Source organism: Saonia flava (assembly GCF_011927795.1).
Taxonomy (GTDB): Bacteria; Bacteroidota; Bacteroidia; order Flavobacteriales; family Flavobacteriaceae; genus Saonia; species Saonia flava.
In genome coordinates this window covers 2,757,159-2,773,624 of the sequence record NZ_JAATJJ010000001.1, presented here as the reverse complement: position 1 = coordinate 2,773,624, position 16,466 = coordinate 2,757,159, and the positions used below count along the sequence as shown (strand labels likewise).

At 33.5% G+C, this 16,466-nt stretch carries 16 protein-coding genes; 14 read left to right on the top strand and 2 right to left on the bottom strand.

Annotation, left to right across the window (positions count from 1 at the left end; all coding sequences use genetic code 11):
* Window positions 1–208 precede the first annotated feature (208 nt).
* From GGR42_RS12100 to GGR42_RS12035, 14 genes are all read left to right on the top strand, one after another.
* The gene (locus tag GGR42_RS12100) at window positions 209–475 is read left to right on the top strand and encodes a hypothetical protein (protein ID WP_167964263.1); all 267 of its coding nucleotides are present in this window, start codon (window positions 209–211) and stop codon (window positions 473–475) included.
* Window positions 465–884 carry a contact-dependent growth inhibition system immunity protein gene (locus GGR42_RS12095; protein WP_209023962.1) on the top strand — a complete coding sequence of 140 codons (420 nt, stop codon included), beginning with the start codon at window positions 465–467 and terminating at the stop codon, window positions 882–884. Before GGR42_RS12100 ends, GGR42_RS12095 begins: the two co-directional genes overlap by 11 nt.
* Before the next feature lie 148 nt (window positions 885–1,032).
* On the top strand, window positions 1,033–1,407 hold the full coding sequence (locus GGR42_RS12090) for a bleomycin resistance protein (RefSeq protein ID WP_317169693.1): 375 nt from the start codon (window positions 1,033–1,035) through the stop codon (window positions 1,405–1,407).
* 42 nt (window positions 1,408–1,449) lie between these two features.
* Entirely contained in the window at window positions 1,450–2,190 is a 741-nt protein-coding gene (locus GGR42_RS12085; protein ID WP_167964259.1) for a hypothetical protein, read from the top strand.
* Between the two features lie 176 nt (window positions 2,191–2,366).
* Window positions 2,367–2,834 carry a DUF1572 domain-containing protein gene (locus tag GGR42_RS12080; protein ID WP_167964257.1) on the top strand — a complete coding sequence of 156 codons (468 nt, stop codon included), beginning with the start codon at window positions 2,367–2,369 and terminating at the stop codon, window positions 2,832–2,834.
* A 226-nt stretch (window positions 2,835–3,060) separates the two neighbouring features.
* Entirely contained in the window at window positions 3,061–3,408 is a 348-nt protein-coding gene (locus GGR42_RS12075; RefSeq protein WP_167964255.1) for a hypothetical protein, read from the top strand.
* Between the two features lie 214 nt (window positions 3,409–3,622).
* Window positions 3,623–4,132: a DUF4304 domain-containing protein gene (locus GGR42_RS12070; protein WP_167964253.1), complete on the top strand. Its 510-nt coding sequence runs from the start codon at window positions 3,623–3,625 to the stop codon at window positions 4,130–4,132.
* A gap of 228 nt (window positions 4,133–4,360) precedes the next feature.
* The gene (locus GGR42_RS12065) at window positions 4,361–5,029 is read left to right on the top strand and encodes a hypothetical protein (RefSeq protein ID WP_167964251.1); all 669 of its coding nucleotides are present in this window, start codon (window positions 4,361–4,363) and stop codon (window positions 5,027–5,029) included.
* 216 nt (window positions 5,030–5,245) lie between these two features.
* Window positions 5,246–6,301 (top strand): DUF6090 family protein, encoded by a 1,056-nt coding sequence (locus GGR42_RS12060; protein ID WP_167959103.1) that lies wholly within the window; start codon window positions 5,246–5,248, stop codon window positions 6,299–6,301.
* 86 nt (window positions 6,302–6,387) lie between these two features.
* On the top strand, window positions 6,388–7,128 hold the full coding sequence (locus GGR42_RS12055; protein ID WP_167964249.1) for a YqjF family protein: 741 nt from the start codon (window positions 6,388–6,390) through the stop codon (window positions 7,126–7,128).
* 185 nt (window positions 7,129–7,313) lie between these two features.
* Window positions 7,314–7,838, top strand: coding sequence for a hypothetical protein (locus tag GGR42_RS12050; RefSeq protein ID WP_167964247.1), 525 nt, complete (start codon window positions 7,314–7,316; stop codon window positions 7,836–7,838).
* Window positions 7,839–8,053: 215 nt separating this feature from the next.
* Window positions 8,054–8,635 carry an SMI1/KNR4 family protein gene (locus GGR42_RS12045; RefSeq protein WP_167964245.1) on the top strand — a complete coding sequence of 194 codons (582 nt, stop codon included), beginning with the start codon at window positions 8,054–8,056 and terminating at the stop codon, window positions 8,633–8,635.
* A 442-nt stretch (window positions 8,636–9,077) separates the two neighbouring features.
* Complete coding sequence (locus GGR42_RS12040) at window positions 9,078–9,842, top strand: AraC family transcriptional regulator (protein WP_167964243.1); 765 nt, start codon at window positions 9,078–9,080, stop codon at window positions 9,840–9,842.
* A 65-nt stretch (window positions 9,843–9,907) separates the two neighbouring features.
* Window positions 9,908–12,349, top strand: coding sequence for a S41 family peptidase (locus GGR42_RS12035; RefSeq protein WP_167964241.1), 2,442 nt, complete (start codon window positions 9,908–9,910; stop codon window positions 12,347–12,349).
* A 39-nt stretch (window positions 12,350–12,388) separates the two neighbouring features.
* Here GGR42_RS12035 and GGR42_RS12030 read toward each other — a convergent pair whose 3' ends face one another.
* Both GGR42_RS12030 and GGR42_RS12025 read right to left on the bottom strand, forming a co-directional pair.
* Window positions 12,389–13,354: an IS110 family RNA-guided transposase gene (locus GGR42_RS12030; protein ID WP_167964239.1), complete on the bottom strand. Its 966-nt coding sequence runs from the start codon at window positions 13,352–13,354 to the stop codon at window positions 12,389–12,391.
* Between the two features lie 764 nt (window positions 13,355–14,118).
* Window positions 14,119–16,464, bottom strand: coding sequence for a glycoside hydrolase family 2 protein (locus tag GGR42_RS12025; protein WP_167964237.1), 2,346 nt, complete (start codon window positions 16,462–16,464; stop codon window positions 14,119–14,121).
* Between the last annotated feature and the right edge of the window lie 2 nt (window positions 16,465–16,466).

Below are 16,466 nucleotides of genomic sequence, written 5' to 3'. Positions count from 1 at the left end.
GCTATATTGACCTTAATCCTCTCTTTTGTTCTTTCTGATTTATACATGTAAATTAATCAGTTTCAAACTTAAGATGGCTATAAGTAATTGCTTGTCCTCGCCTACTTCTGAAAATCCTCGCGGATTTTCAGTTTGGTGTGTACTTGCAAAGTTAAGTGCTAACCCACGCAACTACTCATAGCCGAGACCGTTGTGCACAAGCTGAAAAATGAAGTACTATAAAAGAAAATGGGACGAAACTCGTGGAGATGAGTTTGATAATTGGGGAACTTCCATCTGGTACTTTGAAACTGATAAATCTGGATTTCCAACCAAACAAATCGAAGTTTATCAAAACGGAAAAGTACTGAAATACGAACATTCAAAATTAGAAGATGAATTTGGTGGACTTGGAGACCAAGAATTGGACTTAAATGAATTCTCGGAATTTGAAATCACTGAATCGGAATTCAAACAAGTTTGGAATGAAAATTAATTTAAAATCTATAGAACAGTTAGAAAACGATTATTGGAATGAACTTTCCGAGTTTCCGACAAGTTTAGTCGAAAAATGCCATCGTTATCGGAAAATAAAAATTGGAGAATTAACCAACGAACAATTAAGACTTTTGATTTCTCAACATATCGGAACTGAACACATAATTGGAATTGCACTCGAGAAACTTGAACAGAATATATTGACTGAAGGCGACTTTTACGAAGGCGATTTACTTGTTTCAATTTCGGGTTTACCGACTGAATTTTGGAATAAAAAAGAAACTGAATATCTGACATTTAAAAACTTGGTGGAACGGAATTCTGAACTAATAAAAAATGAACTCGGAGAAAAGAAATTTGACCGAATAAAAGAAAAAATAAAAGCCAGTGCACAACAACGGCTATAGTTCATTGCGGCGGAATTTCCTCTCGGAAATTCCCGCGTATTTGCTAACTTTGGTTTACGGGGGAATAGTTCTTCCGAACCATTCCGCAACGAAACCATAGCCAAGACCGTTGGCGGTCATTTAAGAATACGCAACAATTTAAAATCAAATTACAAATACTAATCGCGAAATTATGCTAACTGATATCATTCCGAAATTACCAATGCGTGACAAAAATGTTACCAAAGCATTTTATATAGATAAGTTAGGATTTAAAGAAATAGGCGATTATGAAGCATATTTAATGGTTCGAAAAGATAAAATAGAAATTCATTTCTTTGAATTTAAAGAACTTAACCCTAAAGAAAATTACGGACAAGTTTATATTAGGATTAATAGTATCGACGATTTTTACCAAACATTATTAGACGATAAAATAAAAATACACCCAAATGGGAAATTGGAATCAAAACCTTGGGGACAAAAGGAATTCTCATTACTTGATCCAGATACCAACCTATTGACCTTTGGACAAAGCATTTAAAAAAGTAAAAAACTAATCAGGATAAAAATTAACTCTAATTTTATGAAGAAAAATTCTATGGTTTCGTCCAGACTAATTCTAAATTTAGTCATATTATTAACTGTTACTTTATTAATTAATTCGTGTTCGGAAAAGCCACAGAATACTGAAAAAGAGAAAATAATAGTCGAGAGAATCGGAACTGAAGTTGCAGTTTATAAATTCCATTATAAATATGGAGCCAAAAGAATGGGAGAAGTAATTAAAGCTGCAGAGGAATTACTCGATGCAATACGAAATCCTGAAATTGAATTAACCGAAGAACAAACTGAACTTAATATTCACAAATTAACTTGGCTATGGTTGGCAGCAACACCGACAACCGAGTATAAAGCTCTTACAAATTCTGGAGAAATCAGTTTGGTATCATCTGAAACTCTAAAAAGAAAGTTTAAAGAAATGAATTCTGACCAAGAAAAATTATTACAATTCGAGCAATTACAAATTAATTATGTCAATCAAGAACTTCGACCATATTTGAACACTCGTATTGACAGAACTACATTGCGAACAAGTCAAAACTTTGACGGACTTAAGACTTCAAAACTTTCTTCCCCTTTCAAGAATTCACCTAAAGAACTTCTAAAAGACCGAGAATTTGCTAACCTTCTTACTGACTTATTATTTTTTACTAAAAGAATAATGCTTCCTTATAACCGACTGAATAAAATAACGGCTGAAATGGAAAATATAATAGCGGAAGATTATCCTGATGTCGAACTTAAGGAATACAAACCATTTTAAGGAATTGTAAAAAACGAACCGCCAACAACGTATATAAAAAATTGCTGGTGTTGTACTAAAACAAAGGTCGTTGCACGTTTGCTACGTCTGATTTTCCTTCGGAAAATCCTCGCACGCAAACCCGCAACTTTCCATATACATAAACGTTGTGTGCAATATGGCAAAACCAATCCGAAATGACAAAAAGTAAACAATTGGCAAGCCGACTTCGAGAAGTAATTCTAAACGGAACATGGATTGCAAACACAAATATTAAAGACCAAATAGAAAATTTAGATTGGAAAATTGCAACGAAAAGAGTTGAATCTCTAAATACAATTTCAATATTAGCTCAACATGTCCATTATTTTGTAGTCGGAATAAAAAATGTATTTGATAATGGAAAACTTGAAATTAGAGATAAATACAGTTTCGACTTTCCAGCCATTGAATCTCAAACAGAATGGGAAGTGTTTCAAAAAAAGTTTTGGAACGACACGGAAAAACTTGCGGAATTAATAGAAAAAATGCCCGAAGAGCAACTGAATGAGGATTTTGTGGATGAAAAATACGGAGATTATCTACGGAATATTGAAGGAATGATAGAACACAGTTATTATCATTTAGGGCAAATTGCATTGATAAGAAAGATTATAAACGCATAAAATACTGCACACAACAATGCCTAAACGTAATGCGGGCTTTAGGGCAAAACCGAGAGGTTCTTGTATATTTATGAAGTCGCTAAATCTTATGGATTTAGCTTTGGACAAGAAAAAATAAAACTAAACAATAAGCTTTAGCTTAGTGCGCAGACGGAAACTCAACGTTTCCTTGCCTCCGCACTACGCTTAGCCCAACCGTTGTGTGTAATTTGTAGAGTCGATAAAAATGATTGTTCCTGATATTGAAATTGTTGCCATTTTAGTCATTCTACTGTTGGGACTTCCAATATTATGGAATGCATTCAAAAACGGACTTGTAAGCTCATTTAGTTTCACCAAGCTGATTCAGACTATAAATAAGTCTCTAAAAATACAAGGGGTAATTGGACTGCTGTTAATCCTTTTAGCATGGACTTGGAATTGGGCGGACTTTAATTTTGACAGCCTTTTGGCTGGCACTGCATATACTTTTCTAGTGGTTGGATTTTTTATGTATTTACCAGCACTACTTTTGTTGAATTTCATAAAATATCTGATTAAAAGGAAACTGGAAAAATCAAAAATTGGGGAATAAAAACTACACACAACAATACCTATAATTAATCCGGACTTCGGGCTTATTCGTAAGGTCTGTGTATATTTATGAGGTCGCAAAATCTTTGGGATTTTGCTTTCGAACCAAAAAAGAAAAAACAAAACCAAAAGCTTTTGCTTAGCGCGAGACTGGAAATCCGCTGGATTTCCGCCCCGCACTAATCATAGCCGAGCCGTTATCTGCAAGCTAAAAAATGAACGCAAAAGAAAAACAAAAAGAGTTTATCGGGAGTTACTTGAAACCAAAATTGAAAGAAGAAGGATTCAGAACTTCTGGACAGACTTGGTGGAAAATAATCGATGATTTTTTTATTCTAATTAATCTACAAAACTCGCAATGGAATAGCAAAGAAGAACTAAGTTTTTGTTTCAATATCGGAGTCGGACTTACTGAAAAAATGAAAGACCCAAATAGAAAAAAAGCAACTTATTTTGACTTGGCAGTACCGCTAAGAGAAGATACTTATCTTAAGGATAACAGACGTGAACATAAATACCGAAAAGATGGTTGGCTTGGATATAAGTTAACCGGAAAAACGGACTTGTCGGACTTTACAAACGAACTTAAGACTGATTTTGAAATTGATATTTTGCCAAAATTAAATGGACTTAAAACATTGGACGATTGTCTAGAATTTTACGGACAATTTGAGTTTTGGAATAACGTTTTAAAAACTCAGGTGGAGGAATTACGTAAAAAATAGCTGAGCGGAAAAGCCAGCAGATAACAAAACCTAAACGTAATGCGGACTTTAGGGCTAAAATCTAAGGTCTGTGTATATTTATAAAGTCGCTAAATCTTATGGATTTAGCTTTGAACAAAAAAAGAAAAAGCAAAACAATAAGCTTTAGCTGCGTCGGCAGACGGAAACAAAAAGTTTCCTTGCCTCCGCACTACGCTTAGCCTAGCCGTTACCTGCAAGCTCTAAAAAATGACAAGAGACCCTGAAATTCAAAAAATTATAGATTACGAATACACTTATCATTTCTTTTTCAATCACGGCCTATTTGATGAATTGTTTCATTTTGAAGACCTAATTTCAGAAACTAGTCTTTTTTTAACTTCTAAATTGAAATCCTTTGAGGACGCAGAAGAGATAGAAATTATAAATGACAGGTTCGGAAAAAAAATGCAATATGAAGCAATGTTTCCAAATATATTATGGAAATCTATATTTTTAAGTATTTACTTCCTCACAGAAAAATCTTTAGAGCAAATTTGCAAAAATCTTGAAAACTTAAATGAGTACAACTTATCAATAAAAGATATTGGCGGAAATGGTATTTATCGAAGCTCTACTTATCTGAAAAAGGTTTGTGATATATCTAAATGTTTTGAAACAGAAATATGGAATAATATTATTGATTTTAATAAAATAAGAAATGTTTTAGCACATTCAGATGGTACATTTTCAAATGACAACAAAGCTATTTTTAACATATGTGATAAATATGATGAATTAGCCTATTATGGAATAACGGAAGAAAATGAATCTGGAATAAGCATTAGTAAAAGTTTTACGGAATTTGCTCTTAAAAAAACACAAGAGTTCTTTACTTTAATATGTAATGAAATGAATGAAAAAAAAGCCAGCAGGTAACAAAACCTAAACGTAATGCGGACTTTAGGGCTAAATCGAAAGGTCTGTGTATATTTATAATGTCGCTAAATCTTATGGATTTAGCTTTGGAACAAAAAAAGAAAAAGCAAAACAATAAGCTTTAGCTTCGTGCGCAGACGGAAACGAAAAGTTTCCTTACTACCGCACTACGCTTAGCCGCAACGTTAGCCTTCATTAAAACCAACCATAAACCAAATGATAAAATTCTTTAGAAGAATAAGACAAAATTTAATTTCAAAGGGTAAAAATGTAAAGTATTTCAAATATGCCGTTGGTGAAATAGTTTTGGTTGTAATTGGAATTCTTATCGCCTTACAAGTAAATAATTGGAACGAAAAACAAAAACAAGACGCAGAATTTGAAATCGTTTTAGAGCAGTTTTACAATGCAGTTAAAAATGATACTGAAGCATTTAATGCTTATGAAAATCGTATTGATGAACAAATAAAACTTATCGACACCTTATTGATTAAACCAGAGAGTTTTCCAATCGAATTACTACCCCATATTTTAGGTTATTTAGCCGTTGAGGATATCAATAATTATATATCCGAAACTAATCATCACATATCAAATCTAAAGTATAACATTAACAATCCTAAACAAAATGAATTGTCTAAACAGATAACAAGTTATGTTAATTTAATTAATAAGAAAATGGATTTGGGACTTGTAGACCGCATTAATCCTTTATTTTATGAAATAGGTATTGCAGAGCCAAGTTGGAATTTTAATGAAATAGTAAACGTAAATGGAATTGATAATTATTATAGTCAAGATGATTACAGTACTCTATATGATTTGGTAAGGACTTCTCGATTTCAGGTGATTTTAAAAACCTTAAGAAGTTATAAAATTAGTTATCTGTCTACAGCTTCAAATTATTACGCAGATGGATTATCAATTATGAAATTAATAAAAACCTATTATCCTAATGTAAAGTTGTTATATCAGGATGTTGGAATTATTGGAACATCTATTAATGGCTATGATGATGTTGGTGCAAAATCAACTCCTTTAATTCAAACAGATATAGAAAATAGCATTTGGGAAGTAGATTTATACTTAAAAAAGGGAACAGTTAAATTTCGATGTAGAGACAGTTGGAATCAGAATTGGGGCGGAACTTCTTTTCCAAATGGTACAGCAGAAACAGATGGTGATAATATTCTAATTGAAGAAGGAAATTATCACATCGTTCTTAACCTAAGTGAAAACAGGTACGAATTTATAAAAGTAGATGAAAAATAACGAAAGGCTAACAATGTATAACAAATCATAGCCACCCTGCGGGATGGCAACACTTGTTATACTCACCGTTGTAGCCAATTAGAGAAATGACAATCCGAGAGATATTAAATAAGACAGAACACAGACCTTGGAAAATCCCAAATGAAAGTTGGAAATTTTATCAAGAATGGAATAATGCAATATTTCTTCATTGGGAAGTGGAATTATCCGAATTGAAAAAGTTTGTCCCAAAGGAACTTGAGATTGACCTTTTTAACGGAAAACCTTGGATTTCGGTTGTTGCTTTTACTATGGAAAAGATAAGACCGAAAAACCTGCCTGCGTTCCAACCGATTTCGGATTTTGATGAAATTAATATCCGAACTTATATAAAATCAAATAACAAAACTGGAGTGTATTTTTTGAGCATTGAAGGCGGAAAAAATTTGTCTTGTAAAATTGCAAAAGGAATGTCTGAACTCCCTTACCGATATTCAAAAATGAAGAGAACGGAAAACGAATACGTATCTGCAAACTCGGGATTTAATGACTACTTGAAATTGGGATTTAAAATTGGGGAAAGAATTAGTGAGAAATCGGAATTGGACAAATGGCTGACAGAAAGATATGCTCTTTTCCAAGATACTGAAAAGTCAATCAATACATTTGAAATTCATCATTTAGAATGGGAAATAAATGGACTTGAATTACATAAACTTGAATTGAATTACGCCAGATTTAGGGATTTAATCAAAGGAAAACCTGATAAAGTTCAATACTCAGGCGGAGTACAAGTTATGGCGTGGGGTAAACACAGTGCGGAAAAAACTGGCTACAACAATACCTAAACGTAATGTGGGCTTTAGGGCAAAACCGAAAGGTCTGTGTATATTTATGAAGTCGCTAAATCTTATGGATTTAGCTTTAGAATAGAAAAAATAAAACCAAACAATAAGCTTTAGCTTCGTGCGTGGACGGAAACGAAAACTTTCCTTGCCTCCGCACTACGCTTAGCCCAACCGTTAGCAAACATATGAATAGAGCCATATTTCAAATATTATTTTTCACGTTGCTCATCATATCTTGTAAACAAAAAGATTCAAAAAATACAGAACAAAAAACGATAAAAACTCAATCGGAAAGTCGGACTTTTAAAATGCCTGAATTTAAACCATTCATTATTGAATTTGATTGGTATAACGGTTCTGGAGAAGAGCGGATTTTCAGACTGACAAATGACAGTCTCTTTGTCTATAATCCTAAAAAAGGTTCCGAGCCAGTATTCAAAACAGACAAATTACCGGCTGACTCAATTAAGAAGATAGAAAGAATAAATGTCTATGAGCTTAAAACGGACTATACCAGTCCTGGAATTCGGGACGGAGTTCAGATTAGACTTGATTTTACCAAACAAGAAACCACGCGAAAAATTCACCTTCGGAATTACTACCAGAAGGACTTAAGTCCAATTATAGAAATGATAAATGGAATTGTGCCGCCTAATCATAAGTTTTGGTACGATAAGGAATGGCTAGAGAAATACACTCCTAAGGAATAAATACGTTTGCTAACAATACCTAAACGTAATGCGGAATTAAGGGCTAAAACCAAAGGTCTGTGTATATTTACTAAGTCGCTAAATCTTATGGATTTAGCTTTGGACAAAAAAAGAAAAAGCAAAACAATAAGCTTTAGCTACGTCGGCAGACGGAAACGAAAAGTTTCCTTGCTTCCGCACTACGCTTAGCCCGACCGTTATCATCAATTAGAAAAATGAAAGAATTCTTAGAACATATAAATCATAAAAATCCCAATTTTCAATGTTTCGATTGTAACGATGAATCAGAGACATTAAATCTGAATGTTCAAGTATACCATACAAAAAACGAATCGGCATCGGCAGATGAACTCAATAAACTTCGAAAATTGGTTAAAAATGGAAATGAAGAAATTGTTGAATTCTATTCAATAATGAATGGGGTAAAAATGTACTGTCAAAACAATCAACCAAAAATAGAATTATTCCCAATTCATAAATTGGATGACGAAAATGAGGCTTGGCAATATGACTATGAAGGAATGGAATCCAATGAACTTTATGATTTTCAGAAAGAAGGTATTGCCTTCGGTGAAATTTCACAGTCAGGAAACTATTTTATCTTCTATCAAGGCAAAGTATACTATGCAGACCACGATGGATGGGAAGAAACAATATTGGGAAATAGTTTTTTCGAATTTTTAAATGAAATGATAAAAGACCCTTCGAAATTTATGTATGACAGAGGTTGCTATTCTCGTTTTGAAGATGGAAAAACCAACAAACAATGGATTCCGAAACAGTACAAAAGTGAATAAAAGAAAAAGATGATAACACTGTATATGTAATCATAGCACCCTGCGGGATGCTACGCTTCATATACTCACCGTTGCATTCGCCCATGGCGAACTTTAATCTGTGCAACTGCGTTGCTCCACATCTTAAAGTAAATGCAATACCATCTTTAGGACTAAACCAAATTACACGTAATACATCCCTATTGAAGATCGCCATAGGCAGGCTTCGAGCCCCAACGCAACACATCGGCAGCTAAAAGTAATTTGGTCCAACTCCTCGAATTCCCTATACTTATAAAAAGGTAGCCTTGCGATACCTTCAGTATCTTGGCCAGAACAATGCCATGATTTAATAGGTAGCTGACTATCATGGCATTGTACAACCTTTTTATCGTATCTTCATTCTCATAGCTGAACTACGTTTAGCCCTAAAGTTGTAGGTAATTGAGTACAGAAGAGAATAATGTCATTTAATAATGTAGAATATATAACTATAGAAAACCAAACTACCAGTTTTCCTAAACATTTTCATAATACGTTTTGTATCTCACTTATTCACGAAGGTGTTGAACAAATTGATTTTGAGGACAACAGTCTTTTTACCGAATCCGGAAGTATCTCAATTACAAATCCCTTTGAAATACATGCTAACCCACTCATTGACAATAATTCTTACCTCAAGTTTGATACTATTTACATCCCAAATGAAGTAGTAAAAACTATTTTAGGCGGAAAAAGCATAAAATTTAGCAATAGGCAAATAACCAGCAACAAAGTAAACAAACTGTTCTTAAAAGTAAAAGATGCACTAGACACCAAAGATGACGTAATCATCCAGCATCATCTCTCAAAATTTCTTGAGCTTTTAAGGTCTTATTCCGAAGAGTATAAGAAAGAATATTCAGAAATAAAATATCAAAATTTCAATCAAATCAATGAGTATATTGAAAGCCATATTTATGATAAATTCAGTCTTGATAATTTATCAAAACTGGCAAACATTAACAAATTTGGATTTGTCAAGAAATTTAAGGCATCAACTGGCATGACACCTATGAACTATGTTTTGATGAGAAAAATATTTTCTAGTAAAAAATTAATTAACTCAACCTCAGAACTTACTACAATAGCCTACCTGTATAACTTTACCGATATGTCTCACTATTCAAAAACATTTAAACGATTTGTGGGAATTTCACCCTTAAAATATCAGGAGAGTTTAGTATAGAAAGCCAATATTATACAAGTCTTTATTATTTTACAAAACTATATTTGATAAAAATAATATCAGTGATGAAAACATTTTATATATATCTTTTACTTGCATTTTTTCCAATTACCTCGTGTGCACAATCCATTGATGATGCTTTTTCGCAAGAAAAAATGAGGAAAGACTTAGAGGTATTCAAACAAACAAGAGAAAGTGCCAATTCAGGGTTATATAAATACCGAACAAAACAAGAAATAGATAGTATTTACAACTGGGCTGATGAGCAAATTGGCAAATCATCTACTTATCTACATTTTTATAACATCATTTGCCAATTGACCGACTTTGAAGGTAGTTCGCACAACAGCACGCGTTTTCCAAAGAAATATACAAAAAGTCTAAAAGAGGAGACTAATGGCTATTTCCCTTATCCATTAAGATATATAGAAAAGAAATGGATTGTAAATTATGCCGAAGGAGAAATTCCATTGGGTGCGGAAATTATTGCCATCAACAATAATAAAATAGAAGATATTATACCAAACCTCTATAAATACTACACTACCGATGGTGTTAACACAACAGGAAAACGAATAGTTCTTGAGCCCAACTTTGGTAAACTCTATCGTAATCATTATGGACTTGTCAATCAATTTACAGTTACTTACAGCCCTAATAATTCAAATGAAACAAAATCAACAACCCTTAAAAGCATATCTCACAAAAGCTATACTAAAAATGTAAGCAAGAGATATTCAAGACCTTTTGATTATGTTAATTATAAAGATTGGAAAGAAGATGAAGTGTATGATTATAAAATAATCAATACCAATACCGCCATTTTAACCGTAAATGATTTTGGTTTGGGAAATGAAAAAGACCCAATGCATTTGCAATATGCTGCGTTTTTAGACAGCATATTTACAGATATTAAGCAAAAGAAAATAAACAAATTAATTGTAGATGTTCGCTATAACGGTGGCGGAGACGACCCAAATGATTTGATTACCTATTCTTATTTAACCAATCGTAATTTCCAAGAGAATAAACAAGCTTGGGTTAGTTTTAAAAAAATACCCTACCTTAAATACGCTTATACCAAAGTGCCAAGGATTTTTAGACCCTTTGGTGTTGGCAAGTATAATAGAGAATTTCAAAAAGAATTCCCAAAAGAGGTAGATGGTATATTTTATCAAGACGAAACAAGCAACGACCACAAAATACGAATGCCCAATAAAAATGTGTTCAATGGAACTATATATTTGTTAATAAGTCCGAGAGTGGCATCTGCTGGTAGTTTATTTGCAGCAATGGTAGCAGGAAACGAAAATTCAGTAGTAATTGGCGAAGAAACTATGGGTGGTTATTATGGACATAATGGGCATACACCTTTGGGCTATATCTTGCCAGAATCTAAAATAGAAACAATTTTCTATGCTGTTAATTTAGAGCAAGATGTTCCAAAAAAATCAAACCAAATTTATAACAGAGGTATTATTCCCGATTACGAAGTAACTCAGACTTATGAGGATTATTTAAACCAAAAGGACACACAAATGGAGTTTGTCCTGAATTTGATAAATGAAAAAGAAGTCACTTATCATCCAATTGTTTTAAAAGCAAAAGAAACATCTCTGTATGGAGATAAGGTAAATTGGAATGAAGTAAATACTAAATATATAGCGTTAACAAAGGATAAAGAAAAGACAGAAGACCTGAGGGAAGGTTTGCAATACCTAATCAATAGTTTGGGAGATAAACACGGACATTTTCGCTCCGCAAAGGACAACTCAATCATTGTGAGTTATAACGGTAAAATATCAGAAGAGAGCAATAGAAATTCTAAATTTGTTAATACTGTGATAAATGATGTTTCGGCAAAGTTTTCGTACAAACTTTTGGACAATGGAATCGGTTATTTAAGAATTGTTGGTATTGGTCCAGGAGATGTCAAAGAGCAGTCCGATTTTATTCGTCAGGGACTTATTGACTTAAAATCAAAAGGAGTAGATAAATGGATTGTAGATTTAAGATTTAATGGAGGTGGAAATATGGAACCAATGATTTCAGGATTAGCACCATTAATTGGAGAAGGCTTTGTTGCTGGTGCAATAAACAAAAACAACGAAATACGTGATTTTACTATTGAAAATGGACAATTTTTTAATTATGGTAGATTAGTTTGTGAAATGGATAGTCTTCCCGAAATAAAAACTAATGAAAAAGTAGCGGTTTTATTAAGCAGATATACAATAAGTTCGGGAGAATTAGTCGCTATTGCTTTTAAGGGTAGAAATAATACAGTTTTCATAGGAGAAGAAACAGCAGGTTATACTACTGGAAATGGCTACGATAAAATTGATGATGAATTAGTAATAGTTATCTCTCAAGATGTATTTATTGATAGAAATAAAAACAGGTATGATAACAAAGTTGGTGTAAATGAAAATATTAAATTTCAACATAATGTAAATTTGGAAAATGATAATCAAGTTTATAAAGCTAAAGAGTGGTTGAATGAATAACTACCTACAACAAAGAACTGAGCTAAAAAACAAATCTTTTTAAGCCATTTTTGAAACAAAGTTCTCGTTGTATGGAATTCCCGATTTAGCAATTGCAAATGCCTGTTTTAACAGTTTATTGCAAACCGCTAACAAAGCCAGCTTTTTACTTTTCCCCTGTGCCACAATACGCTCAAATAGTTCTCTACATGCTTTGTTGTATTGACAAGCTGTAAAACTGCTCAAAAACAATTGATTCCTTAATTTCTTGTTCCCTATTTTGCTTATCCGACTTCGTCCTCTTACACTACTGCCCGATTGCCTTATGGTAGGTGTAATACCAGCATAGCTGCAAAGCTGTCTCGAGTTTTCAAACTTGGAAAAACCATCTGTGAATACAACCAATAAAATCGCCGCTTTTTCTCCAATTCCTGGAATGGTTTTTAAAAGCCTTAACTGTTCCTGTTGTTCCTCTTTTACCAAAGTTATTAATCGGGCTTCCAGAAGTGCCAGCTCCTTATTCAACTGCTTTACGGTTCTGCTCAATGAACGATACACTGCTTTTGAAGGAATACCTAAAACCTGTTCCCCGTCCAATTTGTTCTTCATAGCGGTACGATGCTTTACATAAGTATCCATTAAACGTAATAACTGCAAACATTCCGATTGGTTTTTGTCTTTTGCTGTATAAAGTGGCACTTCATTGTTACAGGCATATTCACAGATAGATTTTGCATCACTTTTATCTGTTTTTACCTTCGACAATTTCATCTGGATAAATCGCTTTACCGATAAAGGATTTACTACCGAAACAGCATAGCCTTTCTCATATAAATATTGTGCTAAACAATAGTGGTAGTAACCCGTAGCTTCCATGACCACCAAACTGTCTTTTGATAGTTTTTTAATGAATTGTTTAAATCCCTTTTTATTGTTTGTAAACTGATTATATCCTGTCTCCAAACTAAAAACATCAAAGACATCTTTACTGATGTCTATTCCAAAAAATTCTGTACTTTTATTCATAAGAATTGTATTTATGAAAGGACTTTCTACTTGGCTTTCAACAACTTGAAATCGAGATCAACGTCTCACAGAACTGAACGAAATTTAAGTAGAAAAGAGAGGGGATTATCAATGTTGTCGAAGTCTCAAGCTTCACCGTATATACTAACCTTAATCCTCTCTTTTGTTCTTTCTGATTTATACATGTAAATTAATCAGTTTCAAACTTAAGATGACTATAATTTATTGTGGTATAGTGCCGTACCCAAATATAAGTATAAATCAACGGCTGAACTTCGGTGGATTCGACTACCCCTCCACTTAACTAAGAGTTGGTAGAATTCGGCAAAGTGAACATCCAAAATAAAGACTTTTGGCGTTACTTCATTTAATAACAAAATATATTCCATAAAATGGTTAAAAAAACAAGAATTTTCATTGCAGTAAATGCATTGCTAAATTCCATATATTAGCATATCAAAATATGTTTAACCAGAGTACACGATTCCGTACACGGTTTTTATAGAAATAGGCCACAAATAGCGTAAAATAAGGGGTTTGATTAAACTCATAACCCGAAGGTCACTGGTTCGAGTCCAGTTCCCGCTACTAAGGCCAAGGCCAGTAAAACCAACGGATCGCGTTCTCGCCATCCGTTTTTTTATGTCCAACATTTCGCTACTTTTACAAACAGTACACGATTCCGTACAGACCATTTAAAAGAATAATACGTTCATACAAAAAACAAGGGTCTATTTTAAACTTATATTGAAGGACCATTGTTGTTAATTCATAAGTTTCAAAGGTTCCGAAGTTAGGCCCTCTGATTTTGCCTCAATACTAAACCCTTTAGATTTGGCATATACTTTTATAAGTATTGTTGCAATCCCTGCTTCAGAATCAACAGGATTACCTCCAATAATTTCTACAACATCTGTATCAATATTAAACTGAACTTTCTTAACTGCATTAGAAACCAAATTACCTTCATCATCAACTATTTTTGCATAGACAAAGACTATATCATTTGTTCCCTGTTCCAATGGTTTTCCTGAAATGTCATAACTCAATTCAATTTTGGTAGCTTCTGCCGGAGTTGAAAGAGTGTGCTTTGCAACTTCTTTTCCATTAATAAATCCAATAGCCTCCAACTTTCCCACTTCAAACTTAGATATACCAAAAACAAAAGGAGGGTATTCTAATTCATCGGAAAAAGCATCTCTTGATGGTTTTTTGTGCTCTATTTTTTCCCCGTTCAAGTACAAGGCAACCTCATCACAATTACTAAAAACCGTTACATCGGTAGTAGAATTTTCTTGCCAGTAATTGGCAATAAATACCAAGGGACCAGTAAATGAATCTTGAAAAGGTGGTTTTTGACTTTGGTAAAAGTAATAAGAAAACTTTGGGATTCTAAAAATATCCGAAATTCCCGAAGACTCTATATCATCACTATATCCACGGTTATAATCAAAAACCAACCAATTGGCATGTCCAATGGTATGCTCTCCCTTTAAATTGGAATTAAAGGCTTCTTGATAATTAAAGGCTTGTTGCAACAATCTCTTTTCTCCATGGGCCCTTAATTGCCTACTAGTGCGCTCTTCTTCTTTTAACCCTTTGAATGCTTTTTGGTTAAACCCTGCATTATGTGCATAATATTCCCAATCTCCATATTCTGCAATCAAGATTTTCCTACCATTCTTATCATACTGGCTCCAATAATCAGGTGCTTTACTATGTTGCCTCGCAGGAATAAATAAATCATAAGAAGGATGATCTGCCCAGCCTGCGCTATATATATTCCCATAGGGCAATTCTTCATCTAATATCTTATTTGCCTCTGGTATATAAGGGTCTTTCATCCAAGACTCATTCAACGAATTTTCCCAAATAATTACAGATGGATGGTTACGGTCCCTGCGTACCATATCTCGAATGTTCTGATACGAGTTTTCTATAAACTCGCCAGGTTCAGAATATTGCCAGCCAGGAATACAATCCATAACCATGAGTCCCAATTCATCACAAGCATCCATAAATGATTCTGAATGAGGATAATGTGACAACCTTACAAAGTCGAAGCCCGCTTGTTTAATTTTATAGGCATCCCTGTAGTTTGCATTGTCTGAAATGGCATATCCAACATAGGGATATTCTTGATGCCGGTTGGTTCCATTAATAAAACGCTGTTTTCCATTTAAAAAAAAGCCATCTTTATTAATCTCAACCTTACGAATGCCTGTTTTTATTGTTTGGACATCCAATATATTGGCGCCAGAAACTATTTCCACAGATACCTTGTATAATTCAGGTGATTCAGGGGACCATAATTTTGGGTTTTCTATGGTTATAAATTGTTCAATGTTTTGATTAGACTTCGGTTTTAACATAACTTCTCTCGATTCAAACATTATGCTATCCCCAATCGAGTTGGTAAAATTGACTACAGTTTTAATGCTCTTTTCTATTTCACTGTCATTCTGAATATGAGTTTTAAAAATACCCGAAGCAACTTTCTCGGAAACATCATTAAAATGTACCAAGAGGCCTCCACTATTGGGTATATTTGCATGTACAGCATCAGTTATATAAACTTCATTTGTTGATATGTAGTAGGCATTTCTATAAATACCCCCATACATATTAAAATCAAGGTCATTTAATGCCTTCCCAGGCGGGATTTCAGAATTATCTTGATTATCTACCCTAATCAAAATTTCATTATAATCATGTCCATGAATAGCTTCTGTTATATCCAAGGTAAAAGGTAGATAGCCACCTTTATGATTGGCAAGTTTTTCTCCATTCAACCAAACATCAGTCTCTTGCATGACCCCTTCAAAATAGATAAAATGTTTTCTATTGGTATTTTTGTTCTCAATTTTGAACTCTTTTTTATACCACGATATTCCTTGCCACTGATTATTCACAACAAGAGGTTCTATATTGGCCGTGTGGGGCAATCTTATCGGTTTCCAATTTTGGACATTAACAGAATCTCCTTTTTGAAAAAACCAATTGTCTCCAAAGTTTATTTTTTCTCTTAAAAGCCCATCATCAGAAGATAAGGAGCATGCCGTTAAACTTAAACCTAGTAGGAATAAGATATATATTTGATACTGTTTCATGA

Bases quoted from the DNA above. Each gene is read 5' to 3' on its own strand.
- GGR42_RS12060 (WP_167959103.1), top strand. From the start codon at position 5,246: ATGATAAAATTCTTTAGAAGAATAAGACAAAATTTAATTTCAAAGGGT.
- GGR42_RS12030 (WP_167964239.1), bottom strand. From the start codon at position 13,354: ATGAATAAAAGTACAGAATTTTTTGGAATAGACATCAGTAAAGATGTC.
- GGR42_RS12100 (WP_167964263.1), top strand. From the start codon at position 209: ATGAAGTACTATAAAAGAAAATGGGACGAAACTCGTGGAGATGAGTTT.
- GGR42_RS12070 (WP_167964253.1), top strand. From the start codon at position 3,623: ATGAACGCAAAAGAAAAACAAAAAGAGTTTATCGGGAGTTACTTGAAA.
- GGR42_RS12035 (WP_167964241.1), top strand. From the start codon at position 9,908: ATGAAAACATTTTATATATATCTTTTACTTGCATTTTTTCCAATTACC.
- GGR42_RS12085 (WP_167964259.1), top strand. From the start codon at position 1,450: ATGAAGAAAAATTCTATGGTTTCGTCCAGACTAATTCTAAATTTAGTC.
- GGR42_RS12045 (WP_167964245.1), top strand. From the start codon at position 8,054: ATGAAAGAATTCTTAGAACATATAAATCATAAAAATCCCAATTTTCAA.
- GGR42_RS12050 (WP_167964247.1), top strand. From the start codon at position 7,314: ATGAATAGAGCCATATTTCAAATATTATTTTTCACGTTGCTCATCATA.
- GGR42_RS12055 (WP_167964249.1), top strand. From the start codon at position 6,388: ATGACAATCCGAGAGATATTAAATAAGACAGAACACAGACCTTGGAAA.
- GGR42_RS12040 (WP_167964243.1), top strand. From the start codon at position 9,078: ATGTCATTTAATAATGTAGAATATATAACTATAGAAAACCAAACTACC.
- GGR42_RS12080 (WP_167964257.1), top strand. From the start codon at position 2,367: ATGACAAAAAGTAAACAATTGGCAAGCCGACTTCGAGAAGTAATTCTA.
- GGR42_RS12025 (WP_167964237.1), bottom strand. From the start codon at position 16,464: ATGAAACAGTATCAAATATATATCTTATTCCTACTAGGTTTAAGTTTA.
- GGR42_RS12065 (WP_167964251.1), top strand. From the start codon at position 4,361: ATGACAAGAGACCCTGAAATTCAAAAAATTATAGATTACGAATACACT.
- GGR42_RS12095 (WP_209023962.1), top strand. From the start codon at position 465: ATGAAAATTAATTTAAAATCTATAGAACAGTTAGAAAACGATTATTGG.
- GGR42_RS12075 (WP_167964255.1), top strand. From the start codon at position 3,061: ATGATTGTTCCTGATATTGAAATTGTTGCCATTTTAGTCATTCTACTG.